Source organism: Pseudonocardia sp., assembly GCF_029263155.1.
Taxonomy (GTDB): domain Bacteria; phylum Actinomycetota; class Actinomycetes; order Mycobacteriales; family Pseudonocardiaceae; genus Pseudonocardia.
This window is the reverse complement of the sequence record NZ_JAJCYB010000111.1, coordinates 84,982-100,266: the sequence shown is the minus strand read 5'-3', so window position 1 is coordinate 100,266 and position 15,285 is coordinate 84,982. Positions and strand designations below refer to the sequence as shown.

The window sequence follows — 15,285 nt, the reverse complement described above, 5'->3', positions numbered from 1 at the left end:
GTCGACTCAGCCCTACTGAATGTTCACGTCGACGGACGCTGGGAGGTCGATGCGCATGAGCGCGTCGACGGTCTTGGGCGTCGGGTCGAGGATGTCGATCAGCCGCTTGTGGGTGCGCATCTCGAAGTGCTCGCGCGAGTCCTTGTACTTGTGCGGCGAACGGATGACGCAGTAGATGTTCTTCTCCGTCGGCAGCGGCACCGGCCCGACGACCCGAGCACCCGTGCGCGTGACCGTTTCCACGATCTTGCGCGCGGAGGCGTCGATGGCCTCGTGGTCGTAGGCCTTCAGCCTGATGCGGATCTTCTGTCCCGCCATGGTCGTCGGTCGTCCTCTTCTTCCTGCCGCGTGTGCGGGTGTCCGGGTCTGACCCGTACTTCGTCTCACGCAGTGCCCTGGGCGCACCTGGCGGTGCGGGCGCTACGTGCATCGATTGGTCCGGGCTCCGGTCCACGAGGTCGGGCGTGTCGCTCCCGATCCGCATACCGGTGCCCCGGTCACACCCGCGACCCCCGGGGGGATCGCTGTGCTGAGGTGGGTCCGCACCGGTGGGCACACGATCGCTCGTGCGCCACGCCCGATGCGCAACCCGTCAAGGATGCCACACGGGCGTGCGGCATCCCTGACCGGGGTGGTGCGGAACTACTTGGTGATCTTGGTGACCTGGCCGGCGCCGACGGTGCGGCCACCCTCGCGGATGGCGAACTGCAGGCCCTCCTCCATGGCGATCGGCTGGATCAGCTTCACGTCCATGAGGGTGTTGTCGCCGGGCATGACCATCTCGGTGCCGCTGGGCAGCGTCACCACGCCGGTGACGTCCGTGGTCCGGAAGTAGAACTGCGGACGGTAGTTGTTGAAGAACGGCGTGTGCCGGCCGCCCTCGTCCTTGGACAGGATGTAGACTTGGCCCTCGAACTCCGTGTGCGGGGTGGTGGTGCCCGGCTTGGTGATGACCATGCCGCGCTCGACCTGCTCGCGCTTGACCCCGCGGAGCAGCAGCGCCGCGTTGTCGCCGGCGCGACCCTCGTCCAGGAACTTCTTGAACATCTCGATGGACGTGGTGGTGGTCTTGAAGGACTTCTCCTTGATGCCGACCACCTCCACCTCCTCGTTCACCTTGACGACGCCGCGCTCGATGCGGCCGGTGACGACCGTGCCACGTCCGGAGATCGTGAAGACGTCCTCGACGGGCATGAGGAACGGGCGGTCGACGTCGCGCTCGGGCTCCGGGATCGACTCGTCGACGGCGTCCATCAGCTCGAGCAGCTTGTCGGCCCACTCGGCGTCGCCCTCGAGCGCCTTGAGCGCCGAGACGCGCACGATCGGCAGGTCGTCGCCCGGGTACTCCTGCGACGACAGCAGCTCGCGGACCTCGAGCTCGACGAGCTCCAGGATCTCCTCGTCGTCGACCATGTCGGCCTTGTTGAGCGCCACGACGATGTAGGGCACGCCGACCTGGCGGGCGAGCAGCACGTGCTCGCGCGTCTGGGGCATCGGTCCGTCGGTGGCGGCGACCACCAGGATGGCGCCGTCCATCTGCGCCGCACCGGTGATCATGTTCTTGATGTAGTCGGCGTGCCCGGGGCAGTCGACGTGCGCGTAGTGGCGCTTCTCGGTCTGGTACTCGACATGCGCGATCGAGATCGTGATGCCGCGCTGGCGCTCCTCGGGAGCCTTGTCGATCTGGTCGAACGCCGACGCCGCGTTGAGCGTCGGGAACTTGTCGTGCAGGACCTTGGTGATTGCCGCCGTCAGCGTGGTCTTACCGTGGTCGATGTGACCGATGGTGCCGATGTTGACGTGCGGCTTGGTCCGCTCGAACTTCGCCTTCGCCACTGGGGATTCCTCCTGGACTGGGGTTCTTCATCCGCCGTGCTGACGGGGGGTCTGTGGGATCGTGCGACGCCGCGGGCCCGTGCGGGCCCGCGGCGGTGATGCGTGCTACTCGCCCGTGGCCTTGGCGATGATCTCCTTGGCCACGTTGGTCGGGACCTCCGCGTAGGAGTCGAAGACCATGGTGTAGTTCGCCCGGCCCTGGGTCCGCGACCGGAGGTCGCCGACGTAGCCGAACATCTCGGACAGCGGGACCAGCGCCTTGACGACGCGAGCACCCGCCCGCTCCTCCATGGCCTGGATCTGGCCGCGGCGGGAGTTCAGGTCGCCGATCACGTCGCCCATGTAGTCCTCGGGCGTGGTGACCTCGACGGCCATCATCGGCTCCAGGATCGCCGGGCTCGCCTGCCGCGCAGCTTCCTTGAGCGCCATCGATCCGGCCACCTTGAAGGCCATCTCGGAGGAGTCGACCTCGTGGTAGGCCCCGTCCACCAGCGTCAGCTTGATGCCGACGAGGGGGTAGCCGGCGAGGATGCCGTACTGCATGGCGTCCTGCGCCCCGGCGTCGACCGACGGGATGTACTCCCGCGGGACGCGGCCGCCGGTGACCTTGTTGTCGAACTCGTACAGCGCGCCGTCGGCGGTGTCGAGCGGCTCCAGGGTGATGATCACCTTGGCGAACTGGCCGGAGCCACCGGTCTGCTTCTTGTGCGTGAAGCTGTACTTCTCGACGGTCTTGCGGATCGTCTCGCGGTACGCGACCTGGGGCTTGCCGATGTTGGCCTCGACCTTGTAGTCGCTCTTCATCCGGTTGACGAGCACCTCGAGGTGCAGTTCGCCCATCCCGGCGAGGATCGTCTGGCCGGACTCCTCGTCCTGGCTCACCTGGAAGGTCGGGTCCTCCTCGGCGAGGCGCTGGATCGCGACGCCCAGCTTCTCCTGGTCCGCCTTGGTCTTCGGCTCGACCGCGACCTGGATGACCGGGTCCGGGAAGGTCATCGACTCGAGGATGATCGGCGCCTGCGGGTCGCAGAGCGTCTCGCCCGTGGTGGTGTCCTTGAGCCCGATGACGGCGTAGATGTGGCCGCACATGGCCTCGTCGACCGGGTTCTCCTTGTTGGCGTGCATCTGGAAGATCTTCCCGATGCGCTCCTTGCGGTCCTTGGTCGAGTTGATGACCTGGGAGCCCGCGGCGACCCGACCCGAGTAGACCCGGATGTAGGTCAGCTTGCCGAAGAACGGGTGTGCGGCGATCTTGAACGCGAGCGCCGAGAACGGCTCCTCGGTGGTGGGCCTGCGGAAGGCCGGCGTCTCGCCGTCCTGCAGCGTGCCCTCGACCGGCGGGAGGTCGAACGGGGCGGGAAGGTAGTCGATGACCGCGTCGAGCATCGGCTGGACGCCCTTGTTCTTGAACGCCGAGCCGCACAGCACCGGGTACGCCGCACGATCGTTGACGATCTTGCGGATCCCGTGCTTGATCTGGTCGACGGTGAACTCCTCGCCGCCGAGGTAGGCCTCCATCAGCTCGTCGTCGGTCTCGGCGACGGCCTCGATGAGCGCCAGCCGGTACTCGGCTGCCGTCTCGGCCAGGTCGGCCGGGATCTCCTCGACGGCGTAGTCCTCGCCCTTGGCCACCTCGCCGCGCCACGTGAGCGCGCGCATCTGCACCAGGTCGATGACGCCGATGAAGTCGTTCTCCGAGCCGATCGGCAGCTGGATCGGGAGCGGCTTGGCTCCGAGACGCTCCTGGATCGTGCGCACGGTGAAGTAGAAGTCCGCGCCGAGCTTGTCCATCTTGTTGACGAAGCAGATGCGCGGGACGTCGTACTTGGTGGCCTGCCGCCAGACCTGCTCGGACTGCGGCTCGACCCCCTCCTTGCCGTCGAAGACCGCGACGGCGCCGTCGAGCACCCGCAGGTTGCGCTCCACCTCGACGGTGAAGTCGACGTGCCCGGGGGTGTCGATGATGTTGATCTGGTGGTCTTTCCAGAAGCAGGTGGTGGCGGCGGAGGTGATCGTGATGCCGCGCTTCTGCTCCTCCTCCATCCAGTCCATGGTGGCGGCGCCGTCGTGCACCTCACCGATCTTGTAGTTGATCCCGGTGTAGTACAGGATCCGCTCGGTGGTGGTGGTCTTGCCGGCGTCGATGTGCGCCATGATGCCGATGTTGCGGACCTTGGTCAGGTCCGTCAGCACGTCCCGTGCCACAGCTGTCTCGCTTCCCTCAAGAGGTCGGCGCGAACTGTCGCGCCGTAGTCATCACCATCGATAGTGGGCGAAGGCCTTGTTGGACTCCGCCATCTTGTGCATGTCCTCGCGCCGCTTCACCGCGGCACCCAGCCCGTTGCTCGCGTCGAGCAGCTCGTTCATCAGGCGCTCGACCATGGTCTTCTCGCGACGCTGCCCGGCGTAGGACACCAGCCAGCGCAGCCCCAGCGTGGTCTGCCGGACGGCACGGACCTCGACGGGAACCTGGTAGGTGGCGCCACCGACACGGCGGCTGCGCACCTCCAGGGCCGGCTTCACGTTGTCCAGCGCCCGCTTGAGCGTGACCACCGGGTCGGTGCCGGTCTTCTCGCGCGTGCCCTCGAGTGCGGCGTAGACGATGCGCTCGGCGAGCGAGCGCTTGCCGTCCTGCAGCACCTTGTTGACCAGCTGGGTGACCAGCGGGGCACCGTAGACCGGGTCGTTGACCAGCGGCCGCTTCGGCGCGGGGCCCTTGCGAGGCATCAGCTCTTCTCCTTCTTCGCGCCGTAGCGGCTGCGCGCCTGCTTGCGGTTCTTGACGCCCTGGGTGTCCAGCGAGCCACGGACGATCTTGTAGCGGACGCCGGGGAGGTCCTTCACTCGGCCGCCGCGGACCAGCACGATCGAGTGCTCCTGGAGGTTGTGACCCTCACCCGGGATGTAGGCCGTGATCTCCATGTTGCTGGTCAGCTTGACGCGGGCGACCTTGCGCAGCGCCGAGTTCGGCTTCTTGGGCGTGGTCGTGTACACGCGGGTGCACACCCCACGACGCTGCGGGCTGCCCTTGAGGGCGGCCGTCTTCGTCTTGGTGGCCTTGTCCTGACGGCCCTTACGGACCAGCTGCTGGATCGTGGGCATGAACCGTCTGCTTCTTCCCGTCGGTGGTGCTGGTGCTCTAACTGGGTGTGGTGCCGGGGAGGCCGGTAGCACCGGCCGCCCTCCCCCGAGGTCGGGCGTGTCGCACCCCTGGGTCATCGTGCCAATGAGATCGGGGAACCTCACCGTGGTGACCAGGGGCCTGCGCAAGAGGACGCGATCACGGCCGGAGCACGAGATCGACGGCCACGGGCGCGCAGATCGGCCCGACCGAGGTCGAGCGCAAGCACCAAGAGTACCCGCCCCGCGAAGAGGGGGTCAAAACGGGTCCTGGTCTGCGTCTGCCGGTCCGGCCAGGGTGCCGCACCCGACCGCGCGCCGCAAGAGGACTCGCCCGCTCGCCGCGCGATGCCCTCCGCTCGTCGCACCGTCTTCGCCGACGCGATCGGTGCGACGGCATGGCCCGATGACATGGCCCGATCGTGCATCCGGTGGCCCCGGCGAGCCGTTCCCCTCGCCCCGCGCCGCCGGTTACCGTCCGGTATGCGCCTGCCCCGTGCCGCCGTCCGCCTGACGACCCGCGGCGTCGTCGCCCCACTGCTCTCCCCCGGTCTCCCGCTCGCCCTGCGCAGGCGGCTGCTCGACGTGACCGGGTACGTCGTGCCCGGGCCCGCCGGCACCCGCCGCACCGCGACGACGCTGGGCGGGGTGCCGACCGAGCGCGTGACCGCCCGAGGCGCCGACGGCCCGCACCAGGTGCTCTACCTGCACGGTGGCGGATACCAGACCGGCTCCCCCGCGTCGCACCGCGCGCTCACCGCACACCTGAGCCGCGCCGCCGCAGCTCCCGTGCACGTGCCCGTCTACCGGCTGGCCCCCGAGCACCCCTTCCCCGCAGCCCTGGACGACGCGCTCGCAGCCTTCCACGCCCTGCGCGCATCCGGGCATGCCGCACAACGCATCGCCGTGCTCGGTGATTCCGCGGGCGGCGGCCTCGCGATGGCGCTGGTCCTGCGGCTGCGCGCGGCGGGGGCGGACCTGCCCGGCTCGGTCGGGCTCATCTCCCCGTGGCTCGATCTCGACCTGACCTCCCCGTGGCTCGCCGCCAACGCCGCGAGCGACGCGATGCTCGACCCGGGCTGGCTGGGCACGGCCGCGCAGCAGTACCGTGCCGGCTCCGACGCGCCCGAGCTGCGCTCCCTCGACGCCGACCTCGCCGGGTTCCCCCCGCTGCACGTCGTGGCCGGGGCCGACGAGGTGCTCGTCGGCGACGCGGACACCCTCGTCGAGCGGGCCCGGGCGGCGGGCGTGGACGTCGGCTACCTGCGGACCCCGGGCATGTGGCACGCCTTCCCGGTGTTCGCCGGCATGCTCGCCGAGGCCGACGACGCGGTCCGCGAGCTCGGGCGGGGGGTGCGGCGCGACTGCGCCGCGCGCAGGCCGCGGGTGGCCGTGGTCGGCGCCGGCTTCGGCGGCATCGGGCTGGGTGCGGTGATGCGCGGCTCCGGCGTCGCCGACGTGACGATCCTCGACAAGGCGTCGGGGGTCGGCGGGGTGTGGCGCGACAACACCTACCCCGGTGCCGCCTGCGACGTGCCGTCGCACCTGTACTCGTTCTCGTTCGCGCCGGGACGGGAGTGGAGCCGCCGGTTCGCCCCGCAGCCCGACATCCTGCGCTACCTGCAGCGCGTCGCCGACGAGCACGACCTCGCGCCGCGGCTGAACACCGAGGTGACCGAGGCCCGCTGGGACGACTCCCGTGCGGTCTGGCGTCTCGACCTGGCCGACGGCGGGTCGCTGGAGACCGACGTGCTGGTGCCGGCGTGCGGCCAGCTCTCGGTCCCGGCGACGCCGCGCATCCCGGGCCTCGACTCGTTCCCCGGTCCGGTGTTCCACTCCGCACGGTGGCGCCACGACGTGGACCTCGCCGGCAAGCGCGTGGCGGTGATCGGCACCGGCGCCAGCGCCATCCAGTTCGTGCCGGCGATCGTCGACCGCGTCTCGGCGATGACGGTGTTCCAGCGGTCGGCCCCCTACCTGATCCCCAAGCCGGACCGCCGCTACGGCACCCTCACCCGGGCCCTGCTGCGGGTCGTGCCGGCCTCGCGGTTGCCGGCCCGCGGGTTCTGGACGGCCTTCTTCGAGACCGGCGCGCTGGGCTTCACCCGCTTCCCGGCCATGGCCGCACCGTTCCGGTGGGCCCACGACACCATGCTGCGCCGGCAGGTCGCCGACCCCGTCCTGCGCGCCCGGCTGCAGCCCGACTACCCCGTCGGCTGCAAGCGCGTGGGCATCTCCTCGGACTGGTTCCCGGCGCTGGCCCGCCCGCACGTCGACGTCGTCACGGACGCGATCGAGGCGGTGACCCCGACGGGGGTCCGGACCGCCGACGGCACCGAGCACCCGGCCGACGTGATCATCCTCGGCACCGGTTTCGCCACCAGCGACTTCCTCACCCCGATGAAGGTCTTCGGTCCCGGCGGCGTGGAGCTCTCCGAGAGCTGGCGGGACGGCGCCCGCGCCCACCTGGGCATCACCGTGCCCGGCTTTCCGAACCTGTTCCTGCTCTACGGTCCCAACACCAACGTCGGCTCCGGCTCGATCGTGACCATGCTGGAGAGCCAGATCGCCTACGTGCGGCAGGCCATCGAGACCCTCGCCGCCGGGACCCGCACGCTCACGGTACGCCCCGAGGTCGAGGACGCGTTCGACACCGAGATCCAGCAGCGCCTGGACGGGACGGTGTGGACCGGCTGCCGGAGCTGGTACCGCACCGAGAACGGCCGGATCGTCAACAACTGGCCCGGTCTGATGCGCGAGTACCGCAGGCGCACCTCGACGTTCGACCCCGCCGAGTACGAGGTGACCTGACGCAGCGAGACCTCCGTGAATCGCACGAGCGGAACGCCGGTGCTGTCGTGGGCCGCCGGTAGAACAGCCATGGTGTTCCGCTCGTGGGCAGTCCCTGGCCCCGTGCGGATCCCAGCACGCCGGCCGGCCCGAGGTGGCCGACCTCGCCCCTGGGCCCCGAGACAGTCTGCCCCGGGTGGGCGACCGAGGGAGACCGACCACCCGTGGCGCGCGACGGAGCGCCTGGTCGATCCCGCGAGTTCTCCCGAACGCCCACGCGGCACGGCCGGTCCGATCTACCCTGCCTCCCGTGTCCTCACCCACCGATTTCCGGTCCGAGCTCGACGCCGCGGTCGGCGTGCTGCGCGTCGACCGGGACAACGTCCTGCAGCTGCGCGCCGGGATCCTCGCCGAGGCCGACCGGCTCGCCGAAGACCTCCGGGTCGCCCAGCGGGAGTGCCGGGTGGGGCTGTGCGGCGGGGACCCGGTCTCGCCCGAGGCCGCGGCGGCGTTCAACTCCCGCATCGACGGCTGGCTGCAGCACTGCGCCCGCTACATCGAGGCGCTGCGCGCCTCCGCACGCACGCTCGACGACTCCGCCCGCCGCTACGGCTACACCGAGACCGAGATCGCCGACTCGTTCCGGACCGTCGGATGAGGCGGGCGCTGCTCGCGGTGGCGCTGCTCGCGCCGACCCTGCTCGGGTCGGCCGGGTGCACCGCCCCGGCCGCCGAACCGGCCGCCCCGCCCGCACCGGCGGGCCCGCAGCTGGCCGCGCGGCCCTACGACATCCCGGTGGCCGACATCGACCCCTGCGCGCTGCTCACCAGGCCACAGCTGATCGAGCTGCAGGTCGGCAGGGCCCAGTTCAGCCCACCCGACGGCCGCGTGCTGCAGAGCTGCTTCTGGTCGCAGAGCATCGACGAGCCGATCGAGAACTACCTGATCGGGCCCTCGCAGGGCAGCCCGGCCGGGCTGCTCACCTTCCCCGACCGCAACGCGCGCGAGATCACGATCGCCGGGTTCCCCGCCGTGGAGGCCGAGACGCTCTACTCCTCGGACGGCGAGGCCTGCACCGTCCTGGTGGACGTCGCACCGGACGAGAACCTGGAGCTCATCTACAGCTACGACGGCACGGAGCTGCAGGTCACGCTCGAGGAATCGTGCACGAAGGCGCGCCGGGCCATGGAGCTGGCCATGCAGACCCTCATCGCCCGGGACGGGAGCTGAACGGATGTCCGAGATCAGCTATCACGTCTACCCCAGCGGTGGGGAGGCGCTGCGCACGATGTACGGCTGGATCAACGGCGCGCCCGGTAGCGCCGCCGTCGACGGGGCGCGGGTCGGGCTGGGCAACCTCGGGAACTCCTTCGCCGAGTCCGACGCGCACCTGCAGCAGCTGGCCCGCGACCTCGGAACGGTGTGGGAGAGCCGGGCCGCCGACGCCGTCGGCACCTCGCTGCACGAGACGGCTCGGTTCGCCGGTGCCGGCGGGACGGGCACCGGGATCGGCAGCGGCACCGTCGACACCTACGGCCGGTCGTTCGAGGCGCTGCGCCCGGCTGTGACGTGGCAGGACCCCGGATCCTGGGACTGGTGGGAGATGGGGATCGACGTGTACGACGCAGCGCTGGACCAGACCCCGATGGGCGGCCTGCTCGACGTGCAGTCGGACTACATGGCCACCGTCGAGGAGAACCGCACGCTGGAGGCTCAGGCGCGCCACGCGCTCGTCGCACACGAGTCGGTCGTGCGGGACGCGGTCTCCGCCTTCGGACGGCCCGGTGAGGGCACGGTCGCCGAGCCGGCCACCCTCGGGCCTGCCGGAGCCTCCGGCCTCGGCGGGGCACCCGGTCCGGGCGGAGGTACGGGCAGCTGGGGCTCCGGCGGCGCGACGGGACCGGGCGCGCCGGGCACCGCAGGCAGTGCCGTACCGGTGGGGGTCGGTCCGCCGGGCGCGGGAGGGGCGGGTCCGGCAGGCGTGGGCGGCGGCCCGGCCGGCCCCGGCAACACGGGAGTGCCCTGGTCCGCGCCCGTCCCGGCCCGGACCGCCACACCCGCAGCTCCTGCCGCGCTCGGCGTCCCGACCGGATCCGCCCGGGACGCGGCCGTACCCGGGCCGGGCCACGGATCGCCGGTCTGGGGTCCGTCGGGGACGGGTTCACCGGGGGCGGGTCCGCCCGGCACGGGGCCGATGGGTGCGGGGCCGATCGGTGCGGGGCCCGGCGGCGCGGGGCCCGGCGGCGCGGGTCGGCCCGGCTTCGGCCCACCCGGTACGACCGGCCACCCGATCACCACACGGCACGCTCCGGATGCGGGTGACCGGATCGCCTCCGGATCGGGAGGGCGACCCGGCTGGACCGGCTCGGGGTCGCCGGGTTCGAGCGGCTGGGGCGGATCCGGGGGTGGCGCCGACGGCCGGGCGGCCGGGCACGGCGGGCGTCCGGGCCCGCCGGTCACGACCGGCGGCACGTACGCCGCACCCGGTGCGGCGCCGCGGGGCGCCGGGCACGGACCCGGCTACCTGCCGATGATGGGCGGCGCCGCCGGCGGGTCCGGGCCCTCGGAGCACCGCCGCCGGTACTGGGTGCCCACCGACGAGCTGTTCGACGTGCCGCTGCCGCCGCACACCGAGCCAGTCATCGGCGGCGAGAGCGACCGATGATCCCCGACCGGGCGGCCGCGTGCGTGCTGACCCTCACCGAGTTCGAGGTCGCCTGGACCAGCGCCGGGCACGAGGAGACCCCGTGGCAGCTCGACCCACCTCGCGCCGCCATGACCCGGCACGACCGGGCTCGGCTGGTCGACGCGACGCTGGAGCAGCTCGCGTGCCGCGGGCTCGGCGACGGCCGCGGACCGGGCCGGTTGCTCACCGACCGGTTCCGGTGCCTGGCCGAGCCCGACGCCGTCCTCGACATGCGGGCCCGGACCGAGCTCGGCCTGGTCGCCGGCGTGGCCGCGGCGCGCGCAGGCCGCTGCGTACTGGCCACCCGCTCCGGAGGCGAGATCACGCTGTTCGACCGGCATCCGCACGACGCCATCGCCGCGCTGGTCGAACTGCTCGGACCGATGCCACCCGGTCGCGGCGACGCGGTGACCGTGCCGGTAGCGGCGGTCAGGGCCACGGCGCACCACAGCGGCGACCCGGCACGGCTGGTCGCCGCCCTGATCCGGCACGGGGTTCCCCGGACCGACGCGGAGACCCTGGCCCGGGCATGCGACGGTGTCGACCGGCGGGCCCAGTTCGGGTCGTCGCGGCGGCGCGGCGACGGACGGCGGATGCGCCGCGGCCCCTACGTCGTGGGCGTCCTGTGCGGCGGACGGGGCCAGATGCAGGTGCTGCCGGCCGGGCGCGGTGCGCTCACCGTCGGCCCGGGCGACCCCGCGACGCTGGCCCGCGAGATCGGCCGCCTCGCCACCCACGGCTGAACCCTGGATCCGACGGAGGCGGCTCGCTCGTGTCGTGCCCCCCACGACGCAGGAACGGGGCCGGACACCGCCACGGGAGCGCGGTGTCCGGCCCCGTTCGGGACCTCGCCTTCGGCCCCGGTCCCTCCACCGTCGTGGAGGGACCGGCCGACTACCGGCTACCGGTAGTCGCGGCCGAAGTCGTAGTCGTCCAGCGGCACCGCGGCACCGGTGCCCGTGCCGAACACGTCGGGGCTGTAGTAGCCGTCGTCGTAGGTCGGCAGGGCGTAGGCGGCCGCGCGGGCCTCCTCGGTGGGCTGGACCGTGATGTCGCGGTAGCGGGCGATACCCGTACCGGCCGGGATCAGCTTGCCGATGATCACGTTCTCCTTGAGCCCGACGAGCTTGTCGCGCTTCCCGTTGATCGCGGCATCGGTGAGGATCCGGGTGGTCTCCTGGAACGAGGCCGCGGACAGCCACGACTCCGTGGCCAGCGAGGCCTTCGTGATCCCCATCAGGACCGGGCGGCCGGACGCGGGCTCGTTGCCCTCGGCCACGACGCGCCGGTTCTGCGTCTCGAAATCGGCCCGCTCGGCGAGTGCACCGGGCAGGAACTCCGTGGCGCCGGAGTCGATGATCGTGACCCGGCGCAGCATCTGCCGGATGATCACCTCGATGTGCTTGTCGTGGATGTCCACGCTCTGCGTGCGGTACACCTTCTGCACCTCACGCACGAGGTGCAGCTGCACCTCACGCGGACCCATGACGCGCAGCACCTCGTGCGGGTCGGCCGTGCCCTCCAGGAGCAGCTGACCGACGTGCACGTGGTCGCCGTCGGCCAGCGGACGCTCCTGGCCGTCGACCGTGGTCATCGCGAGCCACTGCCGCTTCGACAGCTTCTCGTAGACGATCTCCTCGCCGCCGTCGTCCGGCGTGAGGGTGATCTTCCAGAAGCGGTCGCCGTCCTCGATCGAGATCCGGCCGTCGACGTCGGCGATCGGGGCCTTGCCCTTGGGGACGCGGGCCTCGAACAGCTCCTGGACACGCGGCAGACCCGTGGTGATGTCGTCGCCCGCCACACCACCGGTGTGGAAGGTACGCATCGTCAGCTGGGTGCCCGGCTCACCGATCGACTGCGCCGCGACGATGCCGACCGCCTCGCCGACGTCCACCAGCTTGCCGGTGGCCATCGAGCGGCCGTAGCACATGCCGCAGATGCCGGTGGCCGACATGCAGGTGAGCGGGCTGCGCACCTTGATCGTCTTGACGCCGGCCGCGACCAGCGCGTCGAGCGCCGGGTCGCCGAGGTCGTCGCCCCGGCTCACCACGATCTCGCCGTCGGGACCGGTGACGTCCTCACCCGACGTGCGGGCGTAGACGGCCGTGCGCAGGTAGCGGTGCGGGATCCGCCTGCCGTCGGCGGTCTCCTCGGTGACGGCCATGGAGACGCCGCGCTCGGTGCCGCAGTCGACCTCGCGGACGATGACGTCCTGCGACACGTCCACCAGACGGCGGGTCAGGTAGCCCGAGTCGGCGGTGCGCAGCGCCGTGTCCGCCAGGCCCTTGCGGGTGCCGTGCGTGGAGATGAAGTACTCCAGCACCGACAGGCCCTCACGGAAGTTGGACTTGATCGGACGGGGGATGTACTCGCCCTTGGGGTTGGCCACCAGACCACGCATACCGGCGAGCTGCCGGACCTGGGTCATGTTGCCCGCCGCGCCCGACTTGACGATCGTCGGGATCGGGTTGTCCTCGGGGAAGTTGGCCTCCATGGCCCGGGCGACCTCTTCGGACGCCTGGGTCCAGATCTTGACCATCTCGTCGTTGCGCTCCTGGTAGGAGAGCGCACCGCGCTGGTAGCGCTTGTTGACCTGCTCGGCCTTGACCTCGTAGCCGTCGAGGATCTCCTGCTTGTTCGGCGGGACGATCACGTCGGACACGGCCATGGTGACCCCGGAACGCGTGGCCCAGTAGAAGCCCGCGTCCTTGAGCCGGTCGAGGCACTGCGCGACCTCGGTCATCGAGTACCGCTCGGCCAGATCGTTGATGATCATGGCCTGGCGCTTCTTCGGCAGGATCTCGTTGACGAACGGGTAGTCCGCCGGGAGCAGCTCGTTGAACAGCACCCGGCCGAGCGTGGTCTCCGCCAGCCAGGCGTCCCCGGGCTTCCAGCCGTCCTCGCCGATCCCCGCCGCGACGTCCGCGGGCGGCGTGACCCCGTGCAGGCGGATCTTGCACTTGGCCTGCAGGTGGAGCACCTTGCGGTCGTAGGCCATGATCGCCTCGGCCACCGACGAGTAGACCCCGCCCTCACCGTGCGCACCCTCGCGCAGCCGGCTCAGGTGGTAGATGCCGGTGACCATGTCCAGACGCGGCATGGCCAGCGGACGGCCCGACGCCGGCGAGAGGATGTTGTTCGACGACAGCATCAGCACGCGCGCCTCGGACTGCGCCTCGGCCGACAGCGGCAGGTGCACCGCCATCTGGTCACCGTCGAAGTCGGCGTTGAAGGCCTCGCACACCAGCGGGTGCAGGTGGATCGCCTTGCCCTCGACCAGCTGCGGCTCGAACGCCTGGATGCCCAGACGGTGCAGCGTCGGTGCGCGGTTGAGCAGCACCGGGTGCTCGGAGATGACCTCCTCGAGCACGTCCCACACCTGCGAGCGGCCGCGCTCGACCATCCGCTTGGCGGACTTGATGTTCTGCGCGTGGTTGAGGTCGACCAGCCTCTTCATGACGAACGGCTTGAACAGCTCCAGCGCCATCTGCTTGGGCAGACCGCACTGGTGCAGCTTGAGCTGCGGGCCGACCACGATGACCGAACGGCCCGAGTAGTCGACACGCTTGCCGAGCAGGTTCTGGCGGAACCGGCCCTGCTTGCCCTTGAGCAGGTCCGACAGCGACTTGAGCGGCCGGTTGCCCGGGCCCGTCACCGGCCGGCCGCGGCGGCCGTTGTCGAACAGCGCGTCGACGGCCTCCTGCAGCATCCGCTTCTCGTTGTTGACGATGATCTCGGGTGCGCCGAGGTCGATCAGCCGCTTGAGGCGGTTGTTGCGGTTGATCACGCGGCGGTACAGGTCGTTCAGGTCGCTCGTGGCGAAGCGGCCACCGTCGAGCTGCACCATCGGGCGCAGGTCCGGCGGGATGACCGGGACGCAGTCGAGCACCATGCCCATCGGCGAGTTGCCGGTGGTCTGGAACGCCGCGACGACCTTGAGGCGCTTGAGGGCGCGGAGCTTCTTCTGCCCCTTGCCGCTGCGGATGGTCTCCCGCAGGTTCTCGGCCTCGGCCGGGATGTCGAAGTTCTGCAGCAGCGTCTGGATCGCCTCGGCGCCCATGGCGCCGGTGAAGTAGTCGCCGTACCGGTCGTAGAGCTCCCGGTAGATCGACTCGTCGGCGATGAGCTGCTGCACGTCGAGCTTGGTGAAGGCGGTCCAGATCTCGTCGAGCCGGTCCAGCTCACGCTGGGCCCGGTCGCGGAGCTGGCGCATCTCGCGCTCGCCACCCTCCTTGACCTTGCGGCGCACGTCGCTCTTGGCGCCTTCCGCCTCCAGCTCGGCGATGTCGACCTCGAGCTTCTGGGCCCGCGCCTCCAGGTCGGTGTCGCGGCGGTTCTCGACGCGTCTGCGCTCCACGCTCATCTCGGTCTCGAGCGTGGACAGGTCATTGTGCCGCAGGTCCTTGTTGACCGACGTGATCACGTAGGCCGCGAAGTAGATGATCTTCTCGAGATCCTTCGGGGCCAGGTCGAGCAGGTAGCCCAGCCGGCTCGGCACACCCTTGAAGTACCAGATGTGCGTGACGGGGGCGGCCAGCTCGATGTGGCCCATCCGCTCCCGCCGCACCTTGGCGCGCGTGACCTCCACGCCGCAGCGCTCGCAGATGATGCCCTTGAAGCGGACGCGCTTGTACTTGCCGCAGTAGCACTCCCAGTCCCGGGTGGGGCCGAAGATCTTCTCGCAGAAGAGTCCGTCCTTCTCGGGCTTGAGCGTGCGGTAGTTGATCGTCTCGGGCTTCTTTACCTCGCCGTGGGACCACTCGCGGATGTGCTCCGCGGTGGCCAGACCGATGCGCAGCTCGTCGAAGAAGTTGACGTCGAGCACTATGAGTCCTCAGTCCTTCGTTGTATCTA

11 protein-coding genes are annotated in these 15,285 nt (G+C 70.8%); 5 read left to right on the top strand and 6 right to left on the bottom strand.

All coding sequences use genetic code 11. The annotated features are described in order from the left end of the window. Window positions 1-12: 12 nt before the first annotated feature. The 5 genes from rpsJ to rpsL form a co-directional block, all read right to left on the bottom strand. Window positions 13-318: a 30S ribosomal protein S10 gene (gene rpsJ, locus Q1K26_RS23465; RefSeq protein ID WP_040804197.1), complete on the bottom strand. Its 306-nt coding sequence runs from the start codon at window positions 316-318 to the stop codon at window positions 13-15. Between the two features lie 324 nt (window positions 319-642). Then, a complete protein-coding gene (tuf, locus tag Q1K26_RS23460) occupies window positions 643-1,836 on the bottom strand; it encodes an elongation factor Tu (RefSeq protein ID WP_300017094.1) in 1,194 nt (397 codons plus the stop codon). Window positions 1,837-1,941: 105 nt separating this feature from the next. Then, window positions 1,942-4,041: an elongation factor G gene (gene fusA, locus Q1K26_RS23455; RefSeq protein ID WP_300017091.1), complete on the bottom strand. Its 2,100-nt coding sequence runs from the start codon at window positions 4,039-4,041 to the stop codon at window positions 1,942-1,944. A gap of 51 nt (window positions 4,042-4,092) precedes the next feature. Next, window positions 4,093-4,563, bottom strand: coding sequence for a 30S ribosomal protein S7 (gene rpsG / locus Q1K26_RS23450; protein ID WP_300017088.1), 471 nt, complete (start codon window positions 4,561-4,563; stop codon window positions 4,093-4,095). Continuing rightward, entirely contained in the window at window positions 4,563-4,937 is a 375-nt protein-coding gene (rpsL, locus tag Q1K26_RS23445; protein WP_300017085.1) for a 30S ribosomal protein S12, read from the bottom strand. Before rpsL ends, rpsG begins: the two co-directional genes overlap by 1 nt. A 501-nt stretch (window positions 4,938-5,438) precedes the next feature. Between rpsL and Q1K26_RS28895 the strand changes: the two genes are divergently transcribed. From Q1K26_RS28895 to Q1K26_RS23415, 5 genes are all read left to right on the top strand, one after another. Next, entirely contained in the window at window positions 5,439-7,766 is a 2,328-nt protein-coding gene (locus Q1K26_RS28895) for an alpha/beta hydrolase fold domain-containing protein (RefSeq protein ID WP_363320526.1), read from the top strand. Between the two features lie 289 nt (window positions 7,767-8,055). After that, window positions 8,056-8,403, top strand: a complete 348-nt coding sequence (locus Q1K26_RS23430) for a hypothetical protein (protein ID WP_300017082.1) — start codon at window positions 8,056-8,058, stop codon at window positions 8,401-8,403. Continuing rightward, on the top strand, window positions 8,400-8,975 hold the full coding sequence (locus tag Q1K26_RS23425; protein WP_300017079.1) for a DUF3558 family protein: 576 nt from the start codon (window positions 8,400-8,402) through the stop codon (window positions 8,973-8,975). Before Q1K26_RS23430 ends, Q1K26_RS23425 begins: the two co-directional genes overlap by 4 nt. A 4-nt stretch (window positions 8,976-8,979) precedes the next feature. Next, window positions 8,980-10,410 carry a hypothetical protein gene (locus Q1K26_RS23420; protein WP_300017076.1) on the top strand — a complete coding sequence of 477 codons (1,431 nt, stop codon included), beginning with the start codon at window positions 8,980-8,982 and terminating at the stop codon, window positions 10,408-10,410. After that, window positions 10,407-11,174 (top strand): ESX secretion-associated protein EspG, encoded by a 768-nt coding sequence (locus Q1K26_RS23415; protein ID WP_300017073.1) that lies wholly within the window; start codon window positions 10,407-10,409, stop codon window positions 11,172-11,174. The genes Q1K26_RS23420 and Q1K26_RS23415 overlap by 4 nt, the downstream gene beginning before the upstream one ends. Window positions 11,175-11,332: 158 nt before the next feature. Here the strand turns inward: Q1K26_RS23415 and Q1K26_RS23410 are convergent, their stop codons facing one another. Beyond that, the gene (locus Q1K26_RS23410; RefSeq protein WP_300017070.1) at window positions 11,333-15,256 is read right to left on the bottom strand and encodes a DNA-directed RNA polymerase subunit beta'; all 3,924 of its coding nucleotides are present in this window, start codon (window positions 15,254-15,256) and stop codon (window positions 11,333-11,335) included. Between the last annotated feature and the right edge of the window lie 29 nt (window positions 15,257-15,285).

Excerpts from the sequence above, each read along its gene's own strand:
- rpsJ (WP_040804197.1), bottom strand. The coding sequence starts at position 318 with ATGGCGGGACAGAAGATCCGCATCAGGCTGAAGGCCTACGACCACGAG.
- rpsG (WP_300017088.1), bottom strand. The coding sequence starts at position 4,563 with ATGCCTCGCAAGGGCCCCGCGCCGAAGCGGCCGCTGGTCAACGACCCG.
- rpsL (WP_300017085.1), bottom strand. The coding sequence starts at position 4,937 with ATGCCCACGATCCAGCAGCTGGTCCGTAAGGGCCGTCAGGACAAGGCC.
- Q1K26_RS28895 (WP_363320526.1), top strand. The coding sequence starts at position 5,439 with ATGCGCCTGCCCCGTGCCGCCGTCCGCCTGACGACCCGCGGCGTCGTC.
- Q1K26_RS23425 (WP_300017079.1), top strand. The coding sequence starts at position 8,400 with ATGAGGCGGGCGCTGCTCGCGGTGGCGCTGCTCGCGCCGACCCTGCTC.
- Q1K26_RS23420 (WP_300017076.1), top strand. The coding sequence starts at position 8,980 with ATGTCCGAGATCAGCTATCACGTCTACCCCAGCGGTGGGGAGGCGCTG.
- Q1K26_RS23415 (WP_300017073.1), top strand. The coding sequence starts at position 10,407 with ATGATCCCCGACCGGGCGGCCGCGTGCGTGCTGACCCTCACCGAGTTC.